Origin of the sequence: Streptomyces sp. SDr-06 (assembly GCF_003324565.1) — a bacterium.
Taxonomy (GTDB): Bacteria; Actinomycetota; Actinomycetes; order Streptomycetales; family Streptomycetaceae; genus Streptomyces.
The window spans coordinates 170,989-195,284 of sequence record NZ_QOLA01000006.1; the positions used below are offsets into that span (position 1 = coordinate 170,989).

25 protein-coding genes are annotated in these 24,296 nt (G+C 70.6%); 15 read left to right on the top strand and 10 right to left on the bottom strand.

The window, feature by feature from the left end; all coding sequences use genetic code 11:
- Positions 1-73: 73 nt before the first annotated feature.
- The gene (locus DT019_RS15685) at positions 74-1,054 is read right to left on the bottom strand and encodes an alpha/beta hydrolase (protein ID WP_223279565.1); all 981 of its coding nucleotides are present in this window, start codon (positions 1,052-1,054) and stop codon (positions 74-76) included.
- A 281-nt stretch (positions 1,055-1,335) separates the two neighbouring features.
- On the opposite strand from DT019_RS15685, the gene DT019_RS15690 reads away from it, so the two are divergent.
- The 3 genes from DT019_RS15690 (at position 1,336) to DT019_RS15700 (ending at position 6,578) form a co-directional block, all read left to right on the top strand.
- A complete protein-coding gene (locus tag DT019_RS15690) occupies positions 1,336-2,337 on the top strand; it encodes an Lrp/AsnC family transcriptional regulator (protein ID WP_114037405.1) in 1,002 nt (333 codons plus the stop codon).
- A 127-nt stretch (positions 2,338-2,464) separates the two neighbouring features.
- Positions 2,465-5,785: a BTAD domain-containing putative transcriptional regulator gene (locus tag DT019_RS15695; protein ID WP_223279566.1), complete on the top strand. Its 3,321-nt coding sequence runs from the start codon at positions 2,465-2,467 to the stop codon at positions 5,783-5,785.
- 202 nt (positions 5,786-5,987) lie between these two features.
- Positions 5,988-6,578: a snapalysin family zinc-dependent metalloprotease gene (locus DT019_RS15700; protein WP_114037406.1), complete on the top strand. Its 591-nt coding sequence runs from the start codon at positions 5,988-5,990 to the stop codon at positions 6,576-6,578.
- Positions 6,579-6,851: 273 nt separating this feature from the next.
- Here the strand turns inward: DT019_RS15700 and DT019_RS15705 are convergent, their stop codons facing one another.
- A complete protein-coding gene (locus DT019_RS15705; RefSeq protein ID WP_114037407.1) occupies positions 6,852-7,754 on the bottom strand; it encodes an isopenicillin N synthase family dioxygenase in 903 nt (300 codons plus the stop codon).
- A gap of 336 nt (positions 7,755-8,090) precedes the next feature.
- Here DT019_RS15705 and DT019_RS15710 point away from each other — a divergent pair, with 336 nt between their 5' ends.
- The 3 genes from DT019_RS15710 (at position 8,091) to DT019_RS15720 (ending at position 9,563) form a co-directional block, all read left to right on the top strand.
- Positions 8,091-8,396: a TM2 domain-containing protein gene (locus tag DT019_RS15710; protein ID WP_114037408.1), complete on the top strand. Its 306-nt coding sequence runs from the start codon at positions 8,091-8,093 to the stop codon at positions 8,394-8,396.
- On the top strand, positions 8,389-8,829 hold the full coding sequence (locus tag DT019_RS15715) for a DUF2752 domain-containing protein (RefSeq protein WP_223279568.1): 441 nt from the start codon (positions 8,389-8,391) through the stop codon (positions 8,827-8,829). Before DT019_RS15710 ends, DT019_RS15715 begins: the two co-directional genes overlap by 8 nt.
- A 116-nt stretch (positions 8,830-8,945) precedes the next feature.
- Positions 8,946-9,563, top strand: coding sequence for a TOPRIM nucleotidyl transferase/hydrolase domain-containing protein (locus DT019_RS15720; RefSeq protein ID WP_114037410.1), 618 nt, complete (start codon positions 8,946-8,948; stop codon positions 9,561-9,563).
- A 102-nt stretch (positions 9,564-9,665) separates the two neighbouring features.
- Here the strand turns inward: DT019_RS15720 and DT019_RS15725 are convergent, their stop codons facing one another.
- Positions 9,666-10,241 (bottom strand): TetR/AcrR family transcriptional regulator, encoded by a 576-nt coding sequence (locus tag DT019_RS15725; protein WP_114037601.1) that lies wholly within the window; start codon positions 10,239-10,241, stop codon positions 9,666-9,668.
- Between the two features lie 210 nt (positions 10,242-10,451).
- Complete coding sequence (locus tag DT019_RS15730) at positions 10,452-11,387, bottom strand: SDR family oxidoreductase (RefSeq protein ID WP_114037411.1); 936 nt, start codon at positions 11,385-11,387, stop codon at positions 10,452-10,454.
- A 295-nt stretch (positions 11,388-11,682) separates the two neighbouring features.
- Between DT019_RS15730 and DT019_RS40885 the strand changes: the two genes are divergently transcribed.
- The gene (locus DT019_RS40885) at positions 11,683-12,942 is read left to right on the top strand and encodes a class I SAM-dependent methyltransferase (protein ID WP_114037412.1); all 1,260 of its coding nucleotides are present in this window, start codon (positions 11,683-11,685) and stop codon (positions 12,940-12,942) included.
- Positions 12,943-12,958: 16 nt separating this feature from the next.
- Here the strand turns inward: DT019_RS40885 and DT019_RS15740 are convergent, their stop codons facing one another.
- Together DT019_RS15740 and DT019_RS15745 are read right to left on the bottom strand one after the other, a co-directional pair.
- Complete coding sequence (locus DT019_RS15740; protein ID WP_114037413.1) at positions 12,959-13,366, bottom strand: nuclear transport factor 2 family protein; 408 nt, start codon at positions 13,364-13,366, stop codon at positions 12,959-12,961.
- Positions 13,367-13,462: 96 nt separating this feature from the next.
- On the bottom strand, positions 13,463-14,299 hold the full coding sequence (locus DT019_RS15745; RefSeq protein WP_114037414.1) for a hypothetical protein: 837 nt from the start codon (positions 14,297-14,299) through the stop codon (positions 13,463-13,465).
- 219 nt (positions 14,300-14,518) lie between these two features.
- Between DT019_RS15745 and DT019_RS15750 the strand changes: the two genes are divergently transcribed.
- The gene (locus DT019_RS15750) at positions 14,519-14,707 is read left to right on the top strand and encodes a hypothetical protein (RefSeq protein ID WP_114037415.1); all 189 of its coding nucleotides are present in this window, start codon (positions 14,519-14,521) and stop codon (positions 14,705-14,707) included.
- Between the two features lie 184 nt (positions 14,708-14,891).
- Here DT019_RS15750 and DT019_RS15755 read toward each other — a convergent pair whose 3' ends face one another.
- Entirely contained in the window at positions 14,892-16,397 is a 1,506-nt protein-coding gene (locus DT019_RS15755; RefSeq protein WP_114037416.1) for a DUF2207 family protein, read from the bottom strand.
- A complete protein-coding gene (locus tag DT019_RS15760; protein WP_114037417.1) occupies positions 16,394-16,930 on the bottom strand; it encodes a LemA family protein in 537 nt (178 codons plus the stop codon). Before DT019_RS15760 ends, DT019_RS15755 begins: the two co-directional genes overlap by 4 nt.
- Positions 16,931-17,549: 619 nt before the next feature.
- Here DT019_RS15760 and DT019_RS15765 point away from each other — a divergent pair.
- From DT019_RS15765 to DT019_RS15780, 4 genes are all read left to right on the top strand, one after another.
- The gene (locus DT019_RS15765) at positions 17,550-17,753 is read left to right on the top strand and encodes a cold-shock protein (RefSeq protein WP_114037418.1); all 204 of its coding nucleotides are present in this window, start codon (positions 17,550-17,552) and stop codon (positions 17,751-17,753) included.
- A 337-nt stretch (positions 17,754-18,090) separates the two neighbouring features.
- Positions 18,091-19,584, top strand: coding sequence for a DEAD/DEAH box helicase (locus tag DT019_RS15770; RefSeq protein WP_114037419.1), 1,494 nt, complete (start codon positions 18,091-18,093; stop codon positions 19,582-19,584).
- Positions 19,585-19,767: 183 nt separating this feature from the next.
- Positions 19,768-20,049 (top strand): hypothetical protein, encoded by a 282-nt coding sequence (locus DT019_RS15775; RefSeq protein ID WP_114037420.1) that lies wholly within the window; start codon positions 19,768-19,770, stop codon positions 20,047-20,049.
- 65 nt (positions 20,050-20,114) lie between these two features.
- Positions 20,115-20,435 carry an SCO5918 family protein gene (locus tag DT019_RS15780; protein ID WP_114037421.1) on the top strand — a complete coding sequence of 107 codons (321 nt, stop codon included), beginning with the start codon at positions 20,115-20,117 and terminating at the stop codon, positions 20,433-20,435.
- A 150-nt stretch (positions 20,436-20,585) separates the two neighbouring features.
- Here DT019_RS15780 and DT019_RS15785 read toward each other — a convergent pair whose 3' ends face one another.
- On the bottom strand, positions 20,586-20,960 hold the full coding sequence (locus tag DT019_RS15785) for a hypothetical protein (RefSeq protein ID WP_114037422.1): 375 nt from the start codon (positions 20,958-20,960) through the stop codon (positions 20,586-20,588).
- A 486-nt stretch (positions 20,961-21,446) separates the two neighbouring features.
- On the opposite strand from DT019_RS15785, the gene DT019_RS15790 reads away from it, so the two are divergent.
- Entirely contained in the window at positions 21,447-21,791 is a 345-nt protein-coding gene (locus DT019_RS15790) for a MerR family transcriptional regulator (RefSeq protein ID WP_114037423.1), read from the top strand.
- A gap of 452 nt (positions 21,792-22,243) precedes the next feature.
- Here the strand turns inward: DT019_RS15790 and DT019_RS15795 are convergent, their stop codons facing one another.
- Positions 22,244-22,897, bottom strand: coding sequence for a type III effector protein (locus tag DT019_RS15795; protein ID WP_114037424.1), 654 nt, complete (start codon positions 22,895-22,897; stop codon positions 22,244-22,246).
- A 127-nt stretch (positions 22,898-23,024) separates the two neighbouring features.
- Here DT019_RS15795 and DT019_RS15800 point away from each other — a divergent pair, with 127 nt between their 5' ends.
- Both DT019_RS15800 and DT019_RS15805 read left to right on the top strand, forming a co-directional pair.
- Entirely contained in the window at positions 23,025-23,456 is a 432-nt protein-coding gene (locus DT019_RS15800) for an Hsp20/alpha crystallin family protein (protein ID WP_114037425.1), read from the top strand.
- Positions 23,457-23,710: 254 nt separating this feature from the next.
- Positions 23,711-24,157, top strand: coding sequence for a DUF2267 domain-containing protein (locus tag DT019_RS15805; protein WP_189389597.1), 447 nt, complete (start codon positions 23,711-23,713; stop codon positions 24,155-24,157).
- Positions 24,158-24,296 lie beyond the last annotated feature (139 nt).

The following is a 24,296-nucleotide window of genomic DNA, read 5'->3' on the forward strand; positions in this document are numbered from 1 at the left end:
GCGGCACTCCTGAAGGGGGCCACTGGGTTGGGCCGTTGCCGCAGGGCCAAGGGCTCGGCCCAGCCCGCCGCCATCAACCTTCTTGCTCTGCAAGGAACTTGGGGGTGGCGGGGCCTCCATGGTGGCCTCGGGGGCGGTCGGCCAGATGCTTGTACAAGAACGCGGTCTCCTCCTCGACGGCCTGTTCGTGTGATGCGAGGAAGGGGGCGTAGTGGCGGCCGGGCAGGTGGACCACTTCGGACCGCGGCGCCTTTCGGGCCGCCCGCAGGGCGGGCCCGGGAAGTGCGCTCTGGTCCTGGTCGCAGACCACCACCAGCAGCGGGCACCGTACCCGGGAGGCATGGCGGCCGGGCCGGTAGCCGCCCAGCTGCAGGGCGATGCGTGCGGCGACGGTCTGCTCCCAGTTCGTGTGGCGGCGCTCCGGGTCCAGCGCCCGGTCACCGTCCATGGCGTCGGGCGTGGTGAGCGAGGCGACGGCGCCGCGCGGTCCGGCGGCGGGGACCAGCAGCGGGGGCCGCCCGACCAGGCCCCCGAGCGTGTCCGCGACACCCAGGCCCAGGAGCCGCAGCAGTGCGAGGGGGGTCATGGAACGCAGGGCGTGGGGAGCGAGCACGCGGCCGTCGAAGACCGGGGTCTGCGCGATCGCACCGGCCAGTCGCGGGTGGTCGGCCGCGACCCGCAAGACATGACCACCCGCCAGTGAGAACCCCCAGACGAAGATCCCGTCCGGGTCGACATCGGGCAGACCGGCCGCGTACTCGATCGCCGCGCACCAGTCGGCGACCTGCTCGTCGAAGCGCACGATCTGACGCGGCACGCCGCCGCTCTCGCCGAACCGGCGGTGGTCGAAGGCGAGGACGGCGAACCCTGCTCGGTGGAAGCGTGCGGCGAACTGGTCCGAGGCCGGTTCCTTCGTCACCGCCGTTCCGCCGGCCATGATGACGCAGCCGCCGTTGGAGCCCGGGTAGTGCCATGCGGCGCATGTGGTGTCGCCGCTGGTGAAGCGTACTTTTTCCCGTTGCTTGATCTCGGGCACGGGCACGGGGACCTCCATGGGGGGATGCTTCGATGACGTGGTGGGTGAAGACAGCGGGCCTGCGCGGGTGCGCATCGCGGGTCCCTTGCGCGGGGCCGCTCAGGAGACGGTCCGGAGGTGTGGGCGGTCGGCCGCTCAGGCCGGGAACCAGATGGCCGGGTCGAGGATCATCCGTGCTCCTTCCATGGCGCGGTCCGCCGGGATACGTCAGGAACGTGCGGAGGGGATGACATCCATGGTTGGGCCGTATTCGCCGAGCCGGGCCCCGCGGTGCGGGGCAATGAGCGAAACTCGCCTTCATGGCGAGCGCGACGGCGGATTCCGTACTGAGTCTCCTGGACCAGCGGCTGGTGGGGGCATTGCAGTGCGACGGTCGCGTCACCGCGGAGCGGGCCGCTCACGTGCTGGGCCTCAACCCGGCGACGGTGCGCCGTCGCCTGCACGCGCTGGATGCCGAGGGCACGGTGCGTGTGGTGGTCTCGCCGGTCGCCAGGCCGCGCAACGGCGGCTCGACCGGGGCCCTGTTCCTGCGCATCCGGGTCCTGCGGGGAAAGCTCGACACCATCGTGGCCGCGCTCGCGGCGCGCCAGGACATCCCGTTCATCGATGTCACCACCGCGGGCGACGAGATCTTCGCGGTCGCCCGCACCGAGCCGGGCTCCCGCGACCCGCTCGTCTTCCGTCAGCTGCCCTCAAGCCAGGCGGTGACGTCGCTGGAGAGTGCCACGATCCTGCACGTCTTCCGGCTCACGTCCGAGTGGCGTCACCAGGTCCTGACCGCGCCCGAACGCGCGGCGCTGAGCCCGGCCGCACCATCCGCCGAGGCGGCTGCCGCCAACTCCCCCGGCCCGTACGGCATCGATGCCGACGCCCTCGAACAGTCCCTCATCGACGCCCTCACCCCCAACGCGCGTCTGACGGCGGCGGCTCTGGCCGCGCACACCGGCCACCCGGAGAGCACCGTGCGCCGCCGCCTGGCCCGGCTCGGTGCGCAGGGCCGCCTGATCACCCAGGTCCTGGTCGAACCACGCCGCCTCGGCCTGCCCATCGAGGCCAAACTCCTCCTGCGGGTGGCTCCCGACCATCTGGCAGGCGCCGGCCAGGCACTGGCCGACCACCCCTCGGTGCACGGCGCGTTCGCGACATCAGGCCCCTCGAACCTGCACGCTGCCGCGTACTTCCCCGATCTGACCGCCCTCTACGGGTTCCTCTCCCGCGACCTGGTCGGGCTGGGCATCAGCCATGTCGAGACGGCCATCGTCAGCCACGCCGCCAAACGCAGCCCGGTGCACTCGCGTTGAAGCGCCCCCACACAGTCCCCAGCCCGTACCTTCCAGTTGGTATGAGGTCCCTGGGCCGCCGCGTGGCAGGGTGGTCAGCCGCACCCCCATGGTGCGGCAGGTTTCCGGGGCAGGAGGTGGCTGTTCAATGCTGACGTTCAGGGTGCTGGGGCCCTTGGAAATCGCGGGGAACGGCGCACCCGTCGAAGTGCAGGGACCTCAGCGCCGCATGATGCTCGCACGGCTGCTGGCCGCGCAGGGTCAAGTGGTGTCCGTGGAAAGCCTCATCGACGGACTCTGGGACGGGGTGCCGCCGCTGCGCGCCACCGGCGTCCTGCGGACCGTCGTCTTCGGCCTGCGCAAGACGCTGGAGCCGGACCGGCCCCCGCGCACACCGCCACGGCTGCTGATATCCGCCCCCAACGGCTACGCGCTGCGCGCCCCGGAGGAAGCGGTGGACGCCTGGCGCTTCGAGGCGGCGGTGCGGATGACCCGCGCGAGCGGCACTCCGCCGGAGACCGTCCTGCACCAGCTCGACCGCGCGCTGACGCTGTGGCGCGGCCCCGCCTACGCCGAGTTCGCCACCGCCCGCTGGGCCGCGCGGGAGGCGGCCCGGCTCGAGGAGTTCCGGGCACGGGCGGTGGAACAGCGGGCCCAGGCCCTGCTCACGCTGGGCCGTGCCGCCGAACCGCTGCCCGACCTCGAAGCACAGGTCCTCGACCATCCGCTGCGCGAGGAGAGCTGGCGGTTGCTCGCACTCGCCCTCTACCAGGCCGGGCGCCAGGGTGACTCGCTCGCGGCGCTCCGCCGCGTCCGGCGCGTGCTGATGGATGACCTCGGCGTGGAGCCCGGCGTGGAACTGCGCCGCCTGGAGGCGGACGTCCTCGCCCAGGCACCGCGCCTGGAACCGGCCACCGTACCCCGGCCCGCCGTGCGGCTCGCCCCCTCGGTCGCCCTCTGCGCCGCCCCGCCGTTCGTGGGGCGCGCGCAGGAACTGGCCCGTCTGGAGGGTGCCGCGGCGGTGGCCGCGGCCGGGCGGCTCACCCTGGCCCTGGTCACCGGCGAGCCCGGAGTGGGCAAGACGCGACTGGTCGAACAGGTCGGCGCCCAGCTGGCCCGGCGCGGCTGGACCTGGGTGCACGGACGCTGCCCGGAGAGCGGCGGGGCACCCGCCGCGTGGCCGTGGACCGAGCTGCTGTCCGCACTCGCCGACGCGGGCCACGAACCGTCCCCCGAGACCGCCCGGGTGCTGGCCCCACTGCTGGAGGACGCGTCCACGCACACCTCCCACGACGCGACGGGCGGGCGGTTCCGGATGCGCCACGCCGTCGTCAACCACCTCACGGCCGCGGCGCGTACGGCCCCGCTGCTCATCGTCATCGAGGACCTGCACCGCGCAGACGAGGAGACACTCGACCTGCTCGCCCACCTCGTCGACGGTGCCGACGCCGCGCCCATCATGGTCGTCGCGACCCTCCGGCCCCACGAGGAGTCCCCCGGGCTGCGGGACGCGCTGGGCCGGCTCGCCCGCCATGCCCCGGTCCGCGTCGAGCTGGCGGGTCTCTCCGAGGAGGCCGTGGCCGAACTCCTGCGGTCCGGGACACCCGAACTGGACGAGGCCACGGTACGAGCCGTCGTTGAACGGACCGGGGGCAACGCGTTCTTCGTGTGCGAGACCGCGCGGCTGATCAGCGCGGCGGGGGCCGAAGACGCCCTGTCCCAAGTGCCCGCCGGAGTCCACGCGGTGGTCCGCCAGCGCCTGGCCAGGCTGCCCGAGGCCGCCCAGACCCTGCTGCGGCAGGCCACCGTACTCGGCCGTGAGGTCGACCTGGACGTCCTGGCCGCCATGACCGACAGCGACCCCGAGACCATGGCCACCGCCGTCGAGACCGCCCTGGCGGCGGGCCTGCTCGTGGAAGAGGGCCCCGACCAGGTGCGCTTCGTCCACATCCTGGTGCGCGACGCCCTCTACGAGGAGGTTCCCCAGCTGCGCCGCGCGCGCTGGCACGCCCGGGCGGGCACCGAGATCCAGCGGCTGCGCCCCACCGAAGTGAGCCTGCTGGCCTACCACTTCCTGGCAGCGGGCGACCGGGCGAGCGCCCCGCGCGCGGCACGGTATGCGAGGGCGGCCGCGGAACAGGCGACCTGGCGGTTCGCCCACCGTGAGGCGGCCCGGCTGTGGCAGGAGGCGGTCGCGGCCCACGAGCGCTCGCAGGTCCACGACGAACGGACCCGCCTCGGCCTCATCATGGGCACGATCAGGGCGCTCGCGCTGGCCGGCGATGTGGTCTCCGCGCGCGAGCGGCGCAACGCGGCCCTCGCCGATGCCGAGAAACTCGGCGACCCGGCGCTCACCGCGGACCTGCTCTCCGCTTTCGACGTGCCGACCATCTGGACCAACCGCCGTTACGCGGCCAAGGACGACCAGGTCGTCGCCGCGGCCGAGCGCGTCCTTGCCCTGCTGCCCCCGCATGCGGCGGAGGCGCGCTGCCGCGTACTGACCACCTTGGCCCTGGAGCTCGACGGCACGCAGGACGACCGGGGACGCCAGGCCGCCCACCAGGCCGAAGCCCTCGCGCGGAGCCTGGAGCGGCCGGATCTCCTCGCCCAGGCTCTCAACGCCCGGCACGCGCACGCCTACCATCGCGCGGGGCTCGCCACGGAGCGCCTGGCCATCGGCCGCGAGCTGCTGACCCTCGGGGTCCGTCACGAGCTGGCGGCGGTGGAGGTACTGGGCCATGTGATCCTCGCCCAGGCCCATGCCGCGCTCGCCGAACCGGAGACCGCCGATGAACACGCCGACGCCGTCGAGCGGTTGGCGGACCGCTACGACCTGCCACTGCCGGGCACGCTGCTCGGCTGGTACCGCGCGATGCGGCTTTCGGTCGCGGGGCGGTTCACGGACGCCGACATCGCATATCGCCGCACCACCGAGCGGCTCGGCGAATCCTGGATGTGGGGCATCGAACGCGACCTTCTGCACTTCGCCCTCTTCTGCCTCTACATCCAGAACGGCACCCTGCTCGACCTGGCAGGAGAGGCCGACGAGCAGTACGGGCGCTGGGGCTCCAACTACGCCCGGGGCAAGGCCCTCATGCTGCTGGCCGAAGGCCGCACCGCCCAGGCGCGCGCCGTCACCGCGGCCGCGCGGGAGCTGCCCCGCGACTATCTGCTGGAGGCGCGCCTCGGCCTCGCCGCCATTTTGGCCGTGTCCCTCGACGATCGGGAGATGGCCGCTTCGGTGTACGAGGAACTCCTGCCCGCCGCGGACTGCCTGGCCGGAGCAGGCAGCGGCGTGGTCACCCTGGGGCCGGTGGCCCACTACCTCGGCGAGCTCGCCCGCTGCCTTGGCCGACCGGAACAGGCGGCCGCGCACCACCGCCACGCGCTCGCCATAGCCGAGCGCACCGGCGCACCGCACTGGGCCGAGGCCGCCCGTACCGCTCTGACCCACGCGGGTTCCGGCTGACGGCCTCACGAGCGAGGTGCTCAAGGCCCGCCCGGCGCCAGAACGACACCGAGACTGGCCGGACCCGCGCGGGATCAACCTGCGCGCAGATCGAGCCAACTTGACCGCCTCGGGAACCGGACGCGCCCGGTCGGTTGTCATGCTCGCGATGAACTTGTTTACTGCGGACAACAGCTGAGACTCAAGGAGGCGCAGCAGTCTCATGAGCAAGCGAACAGCCGTCATGGCGGCACTCGTCCCGGCCTTGCTGGCCACCACGGTCGGTCTCACACCGGCCCACGCGACACCGCGCGCGCCCGCGGCGGTGGTGACCCTGACCTACGACGCGAGCGCGGCCGGCCCATGGTCGGACTCGATCGCCCAAGCGGTACGGAACTGGAACGACGCGGTGCACAACGTACGCCTCGAACCGGCCGGCAGCTCCGGTTCCGCCGACTACGTCTACGAGGCGACCAGCGGCTGGCCGGAGGCCACACTGGGGCCCATCTTTCCCGGCGGCTACGGTGATGTGCAGCTGGGTCAGCAGGCGGTGAACGAGGGCTACGACGCGACCCGGATCACGGCACACGAAACCGGTCACATCCTGGGGTTGCCGGACGACTACAGCGGCCCGTGTTCGGAGCTCATGTCCGGCCACGGCCCCGGCACGTCCTGCACGAACGCCAAGCCCGACGCGGCGGAGGCGGCACAGGTCGACAGCAACTACGCCGCCGGCCTCGCGGCAGCCCATCGCCCGCGCCACCAGGTAGTGATCGACGTCTGGTCGGGCCGCACCCGCACCGGCTCGCACTGAGCCCGCGCGGGGCGCCCGGTTCGTGAGGACATGAGCGGGTGAGCGGCGGATGGGTCCACGCTGACGCCAACTACGCGGCCAACAGGTCAGAGTGCTCGCCCTAGCAGCACGCGCCCGCACCCAGGCCACTCCAAGTGGTCACCTTTAGAGCTGAGTTGAGGCTCGACCGCATCGTCCGGCGCGCTGCCTGCCCAGGCGCTGGACCACGGCACCGGCTACCTCCTCGCGGCCGGGGGCTGCGCGCCCTCACCCAACAGCACCGCACGGGCTGGTTCAGTCGGCTGTGATCGCGTCCAGTTGGGCCCGCAGGTAGGTGTGCGAGTCGATGCCCCGGACGTCGGTGCCGGGATCGCATTCATAGAAGTACACCAGTGAGAGCAGTTCCTCAGCGGGGGCGTCGGCGGGCGGTGGCAGTACCCGGTGGCGGCCCGACTTCCACCGGCCGTCCGTCCAACGGGCCATCAGATCACCGATGTTGACCGTCAGCGCGGCCGGATCGTACGGGGCGTCCTGCCAGCCGTGCCGGTCGCTGAACACCTGGAGTCCGCCCTTGCCGTGCTCCCGGTCCAGGACCGTCACCGTACCGAAGTCGGTGTGGGGGCCGATTCTGAACTGGCCCGGCCGCGCGGCGCCGACGGTGTCCGTTCCCGGGTACCAGTTGATGTTGAACCCCCAGGTGGGGTGACCTGTGTGCCGGGTGAAGAAGTCCTCGGGACGGCCGAGGGCGACGGCCAACAGCCCGAGGAGCCGGTCGGACAGCGTCTTCATCCTGGCGAGGTAGTCGTCGAGGAGCGGCTTGAGAGCCGGGACCTCGGCGGGCCAGGTATTGGGGGCGAACCACTCCGCGTCGACGGCCGCGTCCCCGGTGGGGCGCTCGGCGGCGAACGACAGCGACTCCTTCAGGTCCGGCGGGGTCTCGGTGCCCTCGGCATAGCCATTGGCCTCGGCGCCGGGACCCAGCCACCCTCTCCCACCCACCTTCACGGCGTACGACTGCTTGGCGGGAGCGGGAAGATGGAAGAAGCCGCGCGCGGTCTCGCGAATCGCGACGGGCAGGGACGGGTCGATGCCGTGACCCGTGACCAGGAGGAAGCCCGCGTTCTGGAGGGCGCGGTCGACGCGGTCGGGATCGGGGGCGGTCAGATCGACGGTGGGAATGAGGTCCACCCGAGACATCTCCCCCGCCCCGCCCTTTCCCGAAACCCGGCCGACAAAGGTTGACCCCGGCAGCTACCCCGACCCCCTCGAAAGCCCGCAACGACCCTCTCTCGTCTCCCACATGCCACGGCAACTTGCGCATACAGGAGGGCAGGAGGGCTGATTTCCCGTCCGACGCCGGAGCCCGACAACGGCCCCGGATTTCAGGTTGACCTCGCACCGACTTCGCCCTGTTCGCGAGAGTGAAAGGTTTAGCACTGGTTGGTTTTTGATGAAGAGTAGGTAAAGGATAAGGTGTTCGAACAATGCCCGGCACACCCGGTCGTCACCCATTTTTGAGAGCGAACCCGTTTCATGAGCAACCAGCCCCCCAACGCCTATGGCACTCCCCAGCCCGGCGGGATGCCGCCCGCTCCCACTCCGTACGGCTACGACCCCTACGGTCGCCCGTACTCGGACAAGTCGAAGATCGTGGCGGGCGTGCTTCAGCTCTTCCTCGGCACTTTCGGCATCGGCCGCTTCTACACCAAGCACACCGGCATGGCCATAGCCCAGCTCCTGACCTGCGGTGGCCTCGGCTTCTGGGCGCTGATCGACGGGATCCTGCTCCTGGTCAGTGACAACAAGACTGACGCGGACGGCCGCGTGCTGCGTGGCTGAACCTGCCATGCGCCAGGTGGCGCCCAGCGGCACACGTCCTGGGCGCAACCTGCGCCTGCCGCTGGCGGTGCAGCCCGTCGCTGTCGCCGTCGCGGCACTGGCCGGCTTGCTCTACCTTTACGGCCACTCCCCCTATGAACCAGCGCAACTCCTTCCTCGCTGCCCGTTCCACTGGTTGACCGGCCTCAACTGCCCGGCCTGCGGCGGTACTCGGATGGCCTACGCGTTCGTGCACGGCGACATGGCAGCCGCCTTCCGCGCCAACCCAGCCCTGTGCGCGGCCCTCCCCCTCGCCGCCTACGCCTACACCCGTTGGTCCGCGGCGTGCCTCCGCGGGCAGCGCTATCGACTGCCACTCGGCCGTCGAGGCAGCGCTCTCATCCTCGGGGCGGCCCTCGCCTGGACGGTCCTCCGCAACATCCTGGGCCGCTGACAGCGCGGTGACGCACGGCTCGGGCTTGTTCGTGGCACGAGCACACGGCGATGCACAGAAGGGCCTGCCGAATATTTGAGTGCCCTGCCTCCGGAGGAAGGGCAGACTCCCGGTCCATGGCGGAGATGCGCGCGTTCCGGGATGCGGCCAAAGATTGGGCGAGTGGTGGTTCCGGCGCTTGGGCGAGTGAACTGGCGTCGCGACTCGGGGTGCGGACGGCGGTGTTGCTGGAAGGTCCGAGTGACGTCGCGGCCGTCGAGATGCTGGCCTCACGGCGTGGTCGGGACCTCGCCGCCGAAGGGGTGTGCACCGTACCCATCGGTGGCGCGATGAGTGTCGGCCGCTACGCCTGCCTCCTCGGGCAGCCCGGCCTTGGCCTACGGCTGGCGGGACTGTGCGACGAGGGCGAGCAACGCTTCTACGACCGTGGCCTGAGTCAGGCACAGGCGCCGCACCGAAGCTTCTTCGTATGCGTGGCGGATCTGGAGGACGAGCTCATCCGCGCGTTGGGTGCAGCGAGAGTCGAAGAGATCGTCCAGGCGGAAGGTGAACTCCGCGCCTGGCGGACCTTCATGTGTCAACCCGCCCAGCACGGCCGTCCCCGGGAACAGCAGCTGCGGCGATTCCTCGGCACGAAGAAGGGCCGGAAAATCCGGTACGGGCACCTCCTGGTGGAGGCCCTTGAACGCGACCAGACACCCGCCCCGCTCGAAGCACTCCTCGCCGCCATATGACGAACACGGCCCAGCGAACGCAGCGCACGGAGCCGCATCGCTCGCGCCACAACCAGCACTGACCGCTCAGGCGAACCCACCGGCGCTCCTCGCGCGAGGTGGTCAGGCGGGCGAGCGCTCCGCCAGCACGTTCTTCAGCTCCTCCATTGACGCCCGGATCCTTTCTTGCAGGTCAGGGCCGCCCGGCTCGTCGATCCACCGTGCGAAGGCGACCTTGAACACCGCGATCCCGGTCTCGGCGGCCAGGCTCGCGGCAGGCTCGGGCACACCACGGCCACGCAGCGCTTCGGACATGGCGACAGCGAGTCCGGCGAGCTTGATCAGCTCGCGTTCTCGTAGCTCCGCATGTGCTGAGACGATGCTTTCGCGCAGCCTGACCCGTTCGGCGTTCTCCAGAAACTGCGCACCCAGGGTTTCTAGTGCGTGGCCCACCACGTCCATGGGCGCTGCGCCGGCTGGTGTGTCCGCGACGACACGGGTCAGCAGGTCCCGCACCATCTCCGTGCCGGAGAACAGGACTTCGCGCTTGTCCGCGAAATGCCGGAAGTAGGTGCGCTCGGTCAGCCCGGCCCGCGCGGCGATCTCTGCCGCCGTGGTCTTCTCGAACCCCTGCTCCACGTAGAGCTCCAACGCCGCCTGCGCCAGTCGGCCGCGCGCGTTTGGTTCCCATCGACCCATGGGCCGATCATACGCGATGACAGTGAATGCCATCACGTCGTACGGGGAGGGCAGGCATCGGCACACGTATCCGGCGGACGCCCAGCTCGCCTCCTTGGATGAGCGCGGACGCGGCCCGAGCACCTCGCCGCGTGCGGCCGGGGCGGACCGACGCACAGCGCTGCCGCGATTCGGCTGCCCCCGCCACAACCATGGCCGTGGGTGCGATGGTCACCGGTCGGCGTGGAAGTAGTGCCCCTTCTCCAGGTCGTCGATGAGCCCAGGATGCGTGGGCTGCCAGCCCAGCAGCTCGCGGGTCAGGGTGCTCGACGCCGGGCTGTCGAGCGACAGGACCGCACCCAGCCAGCCGAAGTGGGTTCCGGCGTCCTCGGGCGCGACGGAGACGACGGGCAGGTCGAGGTGGCGGCCGATCAACTCGGCGACGGTGCGGAGCGGCACACCTTCGTCGTTGACGGCGTGCAGCGTCGAGCCCGCCGGAGCGCTCTCCACCGCGAGGCGGAACAGGTGGGCGGCGTCCAGCCGGTGCACGGCGGGCCAGCGTGCGGTTCCGTCGCCGATGTATCCGGAAACGCCCTTGCCCTTGGCGATGGCGATGAGTGCGGCCATGAAGCCCCGGTCCCCCGGCCCGTACACCGTCGGCGGCAGCCGCAGGACGGAGCTGCGGATGTCCCGGGCGGCCAGAGCGAGAGTCAGCTCCGCGGTCACCTGGCGCCCCCGCGGCCCCGCGTCCAGATCCGCCGTGCTGCGGAGGTCGATGTCGTGGCCGTCCTGCTCGGTACTCATGCGCCCGGGCATGAGTCCGACCAGCCCGGAAGCGAGGACGAAGGGTTTGCCGGACCCGGCGAGCGCATCGCCGAATGCTTCGACCGCACGCCGGTCCTCCTGGACGGCGCCCGCGAAGTCTCCGGTGAAGGCGATGTCGTGGTTGAAGGCGAGGTGGATCACGCCCTCCGACGCGGCCGCCGCACCGCGCAGGCCGTCGAGATCGCCGAGCGTGCCACGGTGCACCTCCACTCCGGCGGCGGTGAGGGCGGCGGCCGACACATCGCAACGCGCGAGGCCGACCACGCGATGACCTGCGGCGATGAGCTCAGGGACGAGGGCGGAACCGATCCAGCCGGACGCGCCGGTGACGAATATGCGCATGAAGACTCCTCCTGAACGAGGTGACCGCCGTCACGGCGGTCCGCAGCGACGACCATCGATGTCAGTCACTGCCATCAACCCTAGCACTGGATGTCAGCGACTGTCATCACAGGGAATCCGGACAGAAGCCGACGGCCGGCCGCAGAACGTGCGCGCCCACGGTCGACCCGGAGCTCCACACCGCATGACCGGCCGAGTGGACCGCTACGCCAGCGCCACCGTGCACCTGGGCGAGCCGCCGGATGGCCGACCCGAACAACAGTGATCGCACAGTCCCCTGTGGCAGGGTCGCGCCATGCCCTTTGATCACAACGACCATTACCATCGCCTGCTTTTGCGCCACGTCCCCCGAACTTGCGGGGCGGCACTGGATGTTGGCTGCGGGACCGGCCGGTTCGCCCGTCGCCTCGCGCACCTGTGCGCCGACGTCGACGCCGTCGATCCATCCCGGGAGGCCATCACGGAAGCCCGCACCCTGGCCGGTCGGACGGACGGCGCGCCGAGCCCACGCTTCGAGCACGCGGACATCACCCGGGTCGAACTGCCCCCGGCGCACTATGACTTCATCTCGTGTCTCGCCAGCATTCATCACATGCCGTTCGAGACGGTCACCGAGTTGCGTGATGCTCTGGCACCTGGCGGCGTCCTTGTGATCTTGGGTTGCTACCCGGAGAAGGCTCCGCTCGACTGGGCCTGGAGCCTCACAGCGGTGCCCGTCAACGCCGTCGCCAGGCTCGCCGTCGCCGTCAGGGACAAGCTTCGCCGTGGCACCGCGGCGGCCGATCGCACCCGGGTGACGGCACCGGTGAGACAGCCGGTCATGCCCCTGTCCGAGATCCGCCGGGAGGCCGCCGCGCTATTGCCCGGTTGCAGCGTTCGCAGGCTCCTCTTCTGGCGCTACCTGCTCGTCTTTCGCAACGGTGAGCGATCTCCTGAATCCACGACTGTACGACCTGTCCGACCAGTTGGGCGTTGGGCGGCGACAGACCGATATGGCAAGCTCGCCCGCGTGACTCTTGATCCAGACAGCGGATGGTCCTTCGCGACCGCGCGCGAGGCGGCCGGCTTCGGTGCCGGTGAGGTCACCGGTACGCCCCGCGTCGAACACGCCGTGGGCGAGGACGGGACGCTCTGCGGCATACCGGCGGACCAAGTCACCGGCTACCGGCACCTGTTCGTACCGGCGCGGAGGAAGGCGTGTCCGGAGTGCACCCGGCGCGCCGTAGCGGCGCCGACGCGACCATGCGCTCAAGAGCGCCTCCACGACAGGCTCCAGGCGGCCGACCCCGGACAGGCCCGCGACGACCTCCTGGCCGCTCTGCGGAACGGGGCGGAAGTACGCCTCTGGGTCCACGGCCCCGCCTCTAGCCTGGCCAGCCACTATGCGGACCTCGACTCCCTGACCGAGGGAGCCGAGCCCGCCGTCGAAGCCTTCGCCGCCGCCAGGACCATCGGGCTGGCGCGCGTCGAAGACGGCGCGTGGCTCTTCCTCGCTGTCCTGCCCGAGGACGGCGGCCGCCCCCTGGTGGCACGTGGGCCCCGCCCTGTCTGCTGACGCCCTCGGCCGCGGATCAGGCCTCCGGGAACACGGCGTCGGTCGTCAGCGGGCCCGCGGTGATGCGCAGGGTCCGGATACGGACCGGCTCTTCCTGGTCGAGGTAGAAGATGTGCATGAACGGGGCCCGCACGACGTGGTCCGGTTCGCTCTTCCTGGCCATGGTCGCCTCGCCGCGCAGGAGACGGACCCCGTCGCCCGCGGTCCAGAACTCGAGAACCTCATGGGTGATGTTCAGCGGCGAGTCGATCTTCACGAAGAACGCCTTGATCGCTTCGACACCGTGCACATGGGCGGTGCCGAAGTACATGTCGGTGTCCTCGGTCAGTGGCGCGAAGCCCTCGTCGAACTCCAGATTGTCGATGGCATCCATGAACTTCAGGACCCAACCGGGCACGGTCGTCGTCTGTGCGGTGTCTGTCATCGTGAGTGTCTCCTGGTTCAAGCGACGGACAGTGCAGCGCGGAGGGGCGCCGCTCTCGACGCTGACGCCTCCGAGGCGGGGCGCAGCACGGCATTCTCAGTCGCAGGGGCGTTCGAACATGGGGGTGGCCTCCGCGTCGTACGGCAGGGTGGAAATCGCTGCGGCGTAGCCCTGGTCCAGTGCGTGCCGCTGGCGGGCGGTGTGCGGGCCCTTGGGGAGTGCGGCCAGGCGCGCCAGCCGTTCCTCGTATGCCTCCGTGATGTGCTCCGCGGTTGTCTGCCAGTCGGGTTCGTCCGGTACGCGGACCAGTTCTACGCAGGCCGGTTGCGTCCCCTCGGCCAGCGCGGCCGTGGCCCGGTCGTGGCCGTCGAGAATGAGCCAGCCGTCCAGGAAGGACACCCACCACAGCAGGACGGGGGCGAGGGTGCCCTCACGGACGTGTTTGCGGTACGCCTTCACACGCGGGGCGTCGGGGGCAGGAAGCGGACGCAGTGGCAGGACGCCGTGCCAGCCGCCGCCGCAGAGCATGTCGAGGGTGACGTCCGGCCAGTCCTGGACGAAGTCGCAGCTCCAGATGCCCGGAGCGAAGGTGGTGCGCGGGGTCAGGCGCCATCGCCCGTGGTGCAGCGGGCCGAGCCCCGTCTCCTCCAGCCACCGTGCGTATCGGTGCGGCCAGTCGGCCCCGGCCCGCATCTCCGCGGCGGTCAGAGTCGGCAGTGGCGAGCGGTAGCCGGGAAGGCGGCGCAGGTGGAGGTCGCGGCAGCAGCCCTCGCCCTCCGACCGGGCCTGGATCAGCGGTTGTTCGCCCTGCCGGAGCTCCCAGCCCCTGTCCGCGCCCCGCTCAAAACGCAGGGCAGGCGGCTCTGGCCACCCGTCCGGCACGCCCAGGACAAGTCCGCCCGCCGGTAGAAGTTCCCTCGCCGACCTGATCATGCAGACAGTGTCAACACGAAGGGCCTCTCCCCCGCAAGGGGGTTGAGCACCGGTCGGGCACCCCGATGCGCCCAGCACAACACCTCGAACCGGATTCACCCACGGCAGTTGAAGAGAGCACGCGATGCCTCTGCCCGGTCCGCTTGTTCGCCGGACAGGGAACGACGCCCTCCAAGGCAAACCGATGGCTCCCACCGGACTCGGCAAGAACACGGCGATGTGAAGCCCGCCCATCTGATGCGGACGACGGACGGCGAAGTCAAGGTCCTCGACTTCGGGATCTTCAACTCCGGGGCCGGCATGGGCGGCGTGTCCGACGTATACGGGCCGGTCGCCACGCTGGTCCGTGTCTTCGTCGCCAACGAGGGTGGCCTGCTGGCCCTGGGCACCGGTGGCGGCAACCACTGAAGCCCGCGAGTGCTTTTGAGCGGAGGCCACCCTGGGCCCGGCGTCGGACGAGGGGGCACCGGGCCTACTTGAAGGCCGCCGCGGAGCGCACCCTGGACTCCGAAATACGCCAACGCCTCCAGGACAGAGTCCGCCGCCTGTAGGCCAAGGCCGAGCGGCCGGCCGGCCGACACGCCGCGGCCTGTCACACCTCGGCCGCCGAGCGGATGGCCCGCGTGCCGGGCGACACCTCAAGACGCACCACGCTGCCCGGCGCGGCATCCGGTGAGTCGGGCGGCAGCGCCCAGGCGATGGTGCGGTCGCCCTCGCCCGTGTCCAGGGCGAGGAAGCGCGGCGCCGACTTGCGCCGACGCGGCTCCATGCGCAGCACCTCTCCGGTGACGGTGCGCGGAACACGCCGCTCCAGGACCGCGAGGGCCAGGTAATACGCGGTCAGCGCGCCGAAGCAGACGATCAGGGCCGTCTCGATCGGCAGCGGCCCGTCCATGGCGTCGTCGAGCCAGGCGTGGGAACCGGCGAAGTTGCCGGGCATCATCGCCAGGAAGCCCACGAACAGCGTCCAGCGACCGAAGCGTCCGGCGACCGCCACCCCGAGCAGGGCGGTGCCCACCCAGCCGGCGCTGAGCAGCAGGCCGGGTCGGCGCAGCGAGTGGTCCGCGTCGGCACCGTCAGTGACGGCCCAGTCCGGCTGGCGCAGCACCGCGAAGAGGCAGAGACCCGCGGCCACCACGCCTGCGGCACAGGCGAGTTGCAGCAGTCGGGGCGTGGTGGCGCCGAAGCCGGGGCGCAGCCGCGGGTAGCGGATCCTGACCGGACGCCAGGTGCCGCCGTAGGAGGACCAGACCCGGCGCTTGTCGCCGGCGTCGAACCCGAGCAGGCGACCGGCGCGGCTGGTGACTCCGAGAGCCGTCCCGTATGCGAGGTAGCGGTCCCACACCGTGACCGCCGCCGGGGACAGCTGCGCGAACTCCTCGTGGGCGCGCAGCCAGGACTGGACCCCGGCCCAGTGCCCCGCGCGTTCGAGGCCGTGCGAGGTCGCCCGCTCCCCGAGCACACGGGCCAGCAGCCACATCAGCGCGACCGCCGGAACGCAGCCGACTACCACGGCGCCGCGAATGCCGTGTCCACCGGCAACGACGGCCACCGCGAACAGCACACCGGGGGCGAAGGCGGTCCCATAGAACGCGCCCGCGAGCAGGCGCGCGAAGCGGGGCCGGGACAGCCCGCGCTGCCGTGCCTCGGAGACGATCTCCTGGTGCAGCGCGCTGTTCCAGGACTTCGCGCTCTCTTCGGCACGGAAGGCGATGGCCCCGATCGGAGCACCGGTCGCACCGGCCTGTTCGGCGACGCGGTCGAAGACCCGTCGCTCGTACGGTGTGAGGTCCTCCGTGTCCTTGCCGGTGACGTGCACCGTGCTGCGGGCCGGGTCGTCGTCCGGCTGGCGCACCTCTATCAGGCCCCGGGCCGCGAGGTCCAGAAGGACGGCTGCGGCGGCGCGGTCGACGGACCGCCAACGGTTGGCCAGCAGTGCGACGACGCCGGGAGATTCCGGGTCGGGCCCGAACTCCTGGGTGGCGGGGCCGGTGTGCACGGTGCCGTTGCGCGTGGCTGCCAGGGCGAGCCCGAAGGCCGCGAGCCACAGCCCGATCAGACCCGCGCCGCCCCAGTACAGCTCTGCTGCGAAGCTCACGCGAACCTCACCCGCACCACGTCCTGAGAAGCGGACCCCGCCTCGAAATACTCCCTGCGCGCATGAGCGCCGCCCAGACCGGCCACGACGTTGCCCGGGAAACTCTCCAGAGCGCTGTGATAGCTCTGCACGGCACTGTTGTAGAACTGCCGCGCATAAGCGATCTTGTCTTCCGCGGTGGTGAGTTCCTCCTGCAGTGTGGCGAAATGCCGGTCCGCCTTCAGCTGCGGATAGTTCTCGCCCAGCGCGATCAGCCTGCCGAGGGACGCGGTCAGCGCATCCTCGGCGGCCGCTTTGTCCATGACGCCGAGGTCGCCACCCGTGGCCGCTCCTCGCGCCGCGACGACGGCTTCGAACGTTCCCCGCTCGTGCGCGGCGTATCCGCGCGCACCCTCGACCAGATTCGGTATCAGCTCATGCCGACGCTTGAGCTGAACATCGATCTGCGCCCAGGACGCCTGCGTCTGATTCCGCAGTCGCACCAGCCGGTTGTACGTACTGACCAGCCACCATGCCAGTGTGGCTATGACCATGACGGTGACTGCTCCAACGATGACACCCACGGTGTCGCCCCCCAAAAAAATTAGCGATCGTAGATCGGCCCCCCGGCCGAACTTGGAGATGATAAGCCCCCATCGGGAAGCCGACCGACAAAGAAGGCGAGAGGCACCCACAGGGGCCGGGCCATAGCTGGCTCGGGGATCGCCCCAACTGCTCGGTTCTCAAGGGCCTTGGGCCCGCACCCTGCCGTGGTCCAGCAAATCAAGGGGTGAGCCACCGACACCCTCGCCTGACCGTGCCCCTCCACGTTCGGTGCCGCCGGACCGGTCGCTCGCGCATCCGCAGAGGAAACCGTGAGTCCAGGGCGCATCAATATCTGCCCCCGCGAAGTGAGAATTAGCCGTGGAGCGCAGTGAATATTACGTACCCGACACGCAGGACGAAGTTATTCGCCGCGCACGGCCGGTCGCACCGTGCTACTGTCGATCTCAGTTGCAGTTGTGGTTCCCAAATCTTGCAAGAATTCCCACCCCCGTTAATTCCGGTGGCGATTCTTTCTGGCTCCGGTTGTTTCCCGGCAAGGGTGATCATCACGGCGACACGGGGTGCACGCAGTGTGCGCTTCGAGCACCGCCCTCAAGGAGAAATAACATGGCTTCCGGAACTGTGAAGTGGTTCAACGCGGAAAAGGGCTTCGGCTTCATCGAGCAGGACGGCGGCGGCGCTGACGTGTTCGCCCACTACTCGAACATCGCCGCCCAGGGCTTCCGTGAGCTGTCGGAGGGCCAGAAGGTCAGCTTCGACATCGCGCAGGGGCAGAAGGGCCCGACGGCCGAGAACATCGTTCCCGCCTGACGTCGGCACACACTTCGCAGCTGGGGCCCGCACCTTGGGGTGCGGGCCCCAGCTCGCTGCGTTTCAGGGACTGTGCGGCCCGTTCTCAAGGAACGCCCCGGACTCCGGAACGAATATCCGTCGGACACTCCGCCCGGACAAGCAGCTCATCCGCGACTGACTCATCGCAGGAATCGCCGTCACACAGATCCGCGAAACCTGCCGCGCGCAATACTTCGCCGCCCTGGTTTCTCATCTGCTTCGGCTCCGATTCCCTCCGGCTCGTTCTTGCAATTCTCCCCGCTGCTCGTTTGCTGCGAGAATTCCTTGATACGTGCCACGTCAAGGAAGGCTCCACTTGAACCGCACGCGCACGAACGACCGCTTCGCCCGCACTCGCGCCGGAAATCCGAGCACGCCGCAGGGCGGAAGCCGCACCGGCTCGCAGCGCCGTTCAGGCCACGGCTCCCGACAGTCCGGGCCGCAGGGCGAGTTCGCACTGCCGAAGACGGTCACCCCTGCGCTGCCTGCCGTGGAGGCGTTCGCCCAGCTCGACATGCCGGCACAGTTGCTGAGCGCGCTCGGCCACGAGGGCGTCACCGTACCCTTCCCGATCCAGGCCGCGACCCTGCCCAACTCGCTCGCGGGCCGCGATGTTCTCGGCCGTGGGCGCACCGGCTCGGGCAAGACGCTCGCCTTCGGCCTGGCACTGCTGGCCCGTACGGCCGGTCGACGTGCCGAAGCGCGGCAGCCGCTGGCCCTCGTGCTGGTGCCGACCCGCGAGTTGGCACAGCAGGTCACCGACGCCCTCACTCCATACGCCCGCTCCGTGAGGCTGCGGCTGGCCACCGTGGTCGGCGGGATGTCGATCGGCAAGCAGGCCGGTGCGCTGCGTACCGGGGCGGAGGTCGTCGTCGCCACGCCGGGCCGTCTCAAGGATCTCATCGACCGGGGCGACTGCCGCCTGGACCAGGTCGCCGTCACCGTCCTCGACGAGGCCGACCAGATGACCGACCTGGGCTTCATGCCCCAGGTCACCGAGCTGCTCGACCAGGTGCGCCGGGACGGTCAACGGATGCTGTTCTCCGCCACGTTGGACCGCAACGTCGACCGGCTGGTCCGTCGCTATCTGACCGACCCGGTCGTCCACTCCGTCGACCCGTCCGCCGGCGCGGTGACCACCATGGAGCACCACGTGCTCCACGTGCACGGTGCGGACAAGCACCGCACGACCACCGAGATCGCCGCCCGCGACGGCCGGGTGATCATGTTCCTGGACACCAAGCACGCCGTGGACCGCCTGACCGAGCACCTGCTGAACAGCGGCGTCCGGGCCGCCGCGCTGCATGGCGGCAAGTCCCAGCCGCAGCGCACCCGGACCTTGTCCCGCTTCAAGTCCGGGCACGTGACGGTGCTGGTGGCGACCAATGTCGCGGCGCGCGGCATCCACGTCGACAACCTCGACCTCGTCGTGAACGTCGATCCGCCCACCGATCACAAGGACTACCTGCACCGGGGCGGCCGCACGGCCCGCGCGGGCGAGTCCGGCAGCGTCGTCACGCTGGTGACGCCCAACCAGCGCCGCGAGATGAGCCGGCTGATGACCGCGGCCGGTATCACCCCGCGGACCACCCAGGTCCGCTCGGGCGAAGCCGAACTGATCCGCATCACCGGCGCGCAGGCCCCCTCGGGGATCCCGGTCACCATCACCGCGCCCGCTTCGGAGCGTCCCCGGCGCAGCACCTCCGCCACGTCCCGCGGGCGCCGTGGCCGCGCGGGTCGGGGCCGCACCACCGGCGACGAGGCACGCCGGACGGCACAGCGCCCGCCCACCGTCACCCCGGCCCTCTAGCGCTGCGTCGGACCAGCCCGCGGTGTCGGGTCCGTTCGTGGTGAACGAAAGAACTCGCTTTTATCCCGTGGGAGGCATCCTTTGACACCGGTTCAGCCTCGCCAACGCCCCGCGCACGCCCTCCGCTTGGCTGCGACCAGGACCGGGGCCCGGCATCGGTGCCGACCGCAGGTCTGGGACGGCATGGCCGGTGCTCGTGTCGGGTTCCCGCGGGTGTGCGATCGGGACGAGCAGGTCGCGGGCCCCAGCACCCAGGCCCGGCTCGTCGCCGTCCGCGACAGCTCTGTCTCCGCGGACCGTCTGCGGTTGCGGGACGTCCTCGGCGGCGAGGAATCGTACGCCGTACCCATCACCACCTCTGGGCCCGGCGCCGCACGTGCGACGAGCCTGCCGCAGCCCGGCGCCCCCTCCGCGGTGGCAGGCACGCGCGGGCCCGGCCCGGGCGCTCTCGCGCTGTCCCGGTGATCGACCAGGGCCCCGCCCGAACTCCCTCCCCGTTCCCAGTGACCTTTCTTCCCCTGTGAGGCATCATGCGCTGCGTCATCGCCCGGTTCCCGTTCGACCTCACCAAGAGCGGGGTGCTGACCTCGATGAAGGGCGTGAAGCCGGAGGCCGTCACGGGTGCGTCCGTGCTGATCGGCCGCCGCCACTACCCCGTCAAGCAAGTGGGCGAGGTCATCACCCGTCAGGATCGCCGCGACTTCACCGCCGCCGAGGTGACCCGGGCCATGACGCGGCTCGGCTTCACCTGCCGAAGCGGTCAGGAGGCCGTGGCCGCCCCCTCGTACGGCCTGACGCCACTCGAGGCGGCCTCGGCCCTGCTGGGCAGTCCCAGCTCGCTCGGGATGTGACGAAGACCGCCGGAGGCTGAACCGCCGGACAACGATGAGGGGCCCTGCCGACGCGCGTCGGCAGGGCCCCTCATCGTTGTCGTCGTCCAATCGTTCCGGCCGACCGGCCGCGTCCCTCAAGTCGGGGCCCCCGCCGGTCCTCAGGGGGTCTCAGCTGTCGGAATACCGGAAGTCGCCCACCGTCCAGGCGCTGACGTCCTTGATGGCCACGCGGTACATCCCGCCGGTCTCGGGGATGCCGATGTTGCCCTGGAGGATCCGGGCGAGATGGAAGTGGAGATGGGTGGGCGCCTCGCCACACCCGGCCCGGTCCCGGGGCCCGTCCTCGATGAAGACCTCCGAGAAGGAGTCGAGGTCGTCCGAGTCCTTGAGTACCTCCGAGACCCGCTCCCTCCACACGGCTTCGGGAGCCAGTCGGCCGGTGATGACAGCACCACCGACAACAACGGTCAGCGACATCCGATTGCTCTGCGCGGACTCCACCATGGCGGAGATACCGACGAGCAGCTCGTCAGGGTTCGACATGGGAGCCGATTCTATCCAGCGGCCGCTCCCGCTTCCCACCCCAGAGGTGGCCCCAGGACGACCGGACCCTCCCCCGTCACAAAATCTATGTTTGCCAGAGTAGACATTGACTTGACACGTGGCTAGGGTTTCTTCGTCGAGACAGTCAGAGACGCCCGGCAGACATGAACTGGCGGGAGAGCACGACCAGTCCCCGTGGGCCGGCTTCACAGACAGACCGGTTCATCCAAGGACGGAGGGAGCAGACGCCATCAGGATCGCCCGGCCGTAGAGGGTTCGGACCGGGTACGGCAAGGCCCCCGGAATGGAAGGTGGTCCCCGGTCACGCACTTTCGATCCCCCGACCCCCTGCCCCTTTCCGGGCCGGGCGGCGGAAACAGAAGGTCGGCGCGGCGATAGCGTCGGCAGATGGTGTTCAATTCCCTCGGGGCCCTGGTGCCGTACGGCATCAGGGCCCCTCGACGCGTTGCAGAACAACGAGGTGACATGACAGCAGATAATCCATTGAGCGGTCGTCTGGATGACGACGACTACCCGGCCTACACGATGGGCCGAGCCGCCGAGATGCTCGGAACCACTCCGGGGTTCCTTCGAGCCATCGGCGAGGCGCGGCTCATCACACCGCTCCGGTCCGAGGGCGGACACCGGCGCTACTCCCGCTACCAGCTCCGGATCGCCGCGCGCGCCCGCGAACTGGTGGACCGGGGGACCCCGGTCGAAGCCGCCTGCCGGATCGTCATCCTCGAGGACCAACTCGAGGAAGCGCAGCGCCTCAATGCCGAGTACCGCCGCAAGGCGAAGCAGACGTCGGAGGGTCCCGGTTCCGCCTGAGTACGTCGGCCGGGCCGGCCAGTGCACGCGAAGCGAACACCGGGCCCTCACCTGGGCCCGGCCCCGCTCACCCACCCATCGCCGCGAAATCCTCCCGCCGAAGAGCCGGTGCTTGGGGGGAGCAGGCGGGCCCGTGAGGCCGAGTGCGCTCAAGTCGGCTGCCACGCCGCGGGCGTGCCACATCACGGCTGAGCGTGTGAGTTTCCGGGTGCTGGACGGGCCCCGGCTGCCGCGCGACGCCGTCAACGTTCCACTCCTGCGGACGCGTTCGCGTCGTACGCGGAGCGCGGGCCGGAGGGTCCACATGCCCACCGCGAAGGCGCCGGACCTGGGGGTGCCTGGCGCCCCGGCCCAGCCGCGCCCCTCTCCCGGACTTCAGCGCGAACCGGACCGGCCCCGGGCGCCGCGCCCCAGCAAGTCAGCCGGCCGCCGGGCGAATCACCCAAGAGTGGTCAGCTCTTGCCCGCTTGCCCGGTGCCCGCGTTCGGGAGGGCGTCCAGGCGGGCGACGAGGTCCGGGTGCGTGTGGGTGAGGTAGGGCCGCGTCGCGTTCAGGGGAGGAATGAGGGTTGCCGGATCGTCATGGGCGAGGGCCGCGTCGAGTCGGCCGATCGGCGCGTGCGCGGCGGTGGGCAGATCGGTGAGAGCAGTGATCTGGGCGGCAAGACGCCGCAGGGAAGCGGCGTTGTCACGCGCCCAGGCCGCGACACCGCGCTCGGCGGCACGGCGCTCACGGGTGGCCTGAACCCGCTGCTCGCCCGTGCTCCCGGCGAGGCCGGGCCGGTTGCGCAGATACCGGCGCTCGGCCGCCTGGCGGCTGGCGACACCGAGGGGATGGGCGAGGTCGGCCCAGCTGGCCCCGGCGTCACGGGCCGTCTCGATCAGGCCGGTTTCCCATCCGGCGAGCTGCTCGCGGACCTGTCGCAGCAGCAGGAGCGAGGCCAGGGCCTGCTCGGGACCCGCGCCTGTTCCGGCGCCTCGGTCCGCGCCCTGCTGAGCCGCGCGAAGAGCGTGGTCGATGGTTTCCAGAGCTGCCGCAGCGGCGAGGAACGAGGCCGGGCTCTGAGCGTCGCCACTGCGGGAGGTGGGCTGGTCAGGGGCTGCCATGGGCACCTTCTTCGAGCCTGTCGTCGTGTCGACGACACCATGTTTGTCATCCATTGGATGACATGCTACAACGTTTGGTGTGACGCGCATTGGCAGGTACTGCCCGACCCCCTGGAGGTGTTTCACGATGTTGATGCGCACCGACCCGTTCCGCGAGTTCGACCGGCTGACCCAGCAGCTGATGAGCCCCGGCACCTGGTCGAAGCCCGCCACGATGGCGATGGACGCCTACCGCGAGGGTGACGAGTACGTCGTCGCGTTCGACCTCCCCGGCGTCAGCTCGGAGGCGATCGACATCGACGTCGAGCGGAACATGCTGACCGTCAAGGCCGAGCGGCGCCCCGTGTCGAAGGCCGACGGCGTGCAGATGGAACTCTCCGAGCGGCCGATGGGTGTCTTCTCCCGCCAGCTCGTGCTGGCCGACACCCTCGACACCGAACGCATCCAGGCCGACTACGACGCGGGAGTCCTCGTCCTGCGGATCCCGATCGCCGAGCGTGCCAAGCCCCGCAAGATCACCATCGGCACACAGTCCGCTCGCACGGAAATCCCCGGCTGAGCCGGAGCTGCTCGCCCCGGCCGCGCGGAGGGCTGAGTCACTCCTCTCCGACCGCCCTCCGCACCGGACGACCGACCGGCGCCTCAACCGATGTGACCCGCGACGGGCACTGCATCGGGCCCTGCGGCGCCGGCCTCGGGAAACGAATGGCGGAGAGGCGGCCGCCTCAGCAGCGCGGGCCCCTGCCCGGCCCCTCCGCACGCACCCGCACCTTGACTCACACCCGCAGCCCGTCCCCCGGCAAGAGAAAGGCCATGACCGCAGTGATGTCCGACCTGCAGACGAAGCCCCGGCAGTCGCTCGCGATGACCTACGAGCAGTTGCTGGAGAAGGTCCGCTACGAAGGCGCCTACCCCACCAGGGAGAGAGCCGAGCAAGCGCTCCGCATGGTGGTCGCAGGGCTCGGACGCCAGCTGACGGGCGAAGAACGCGTCGAACTGGCCGCTCGCCTGCCCCACCAGGCAGCCCTCCTGCTCGCCGAGCAGATCCCCAGCCCCCGGCCCCTCACCGGATGGGAGTTCGTCAAGGACCTGGCCGAGCGCTCCCACGCCGGCCTCGCGACCACCCGCTGGGACACCGGCTCCGTCCTGTCCATCATCGCACCGCTGGCCGGCCCCGACCTGCTCACGCGCATCCTCGCCCAACTCCCCTCCGGCTACGCCCTCCTGTTCGGCCGTGCCGAACTCACCCAAGCCGCGTAGCTCAGGGAGCCCTTCACCCTTCGCATGCCCCAGCCGGCCCGCATCCCCCTTCGGGACGCGGACGCCGGCTGGACCCGCGTCCTCGCCCGCCGCCACGTGATGGTTGAGCCGCATCGGTCGACCGCCCACCCGGAAACGC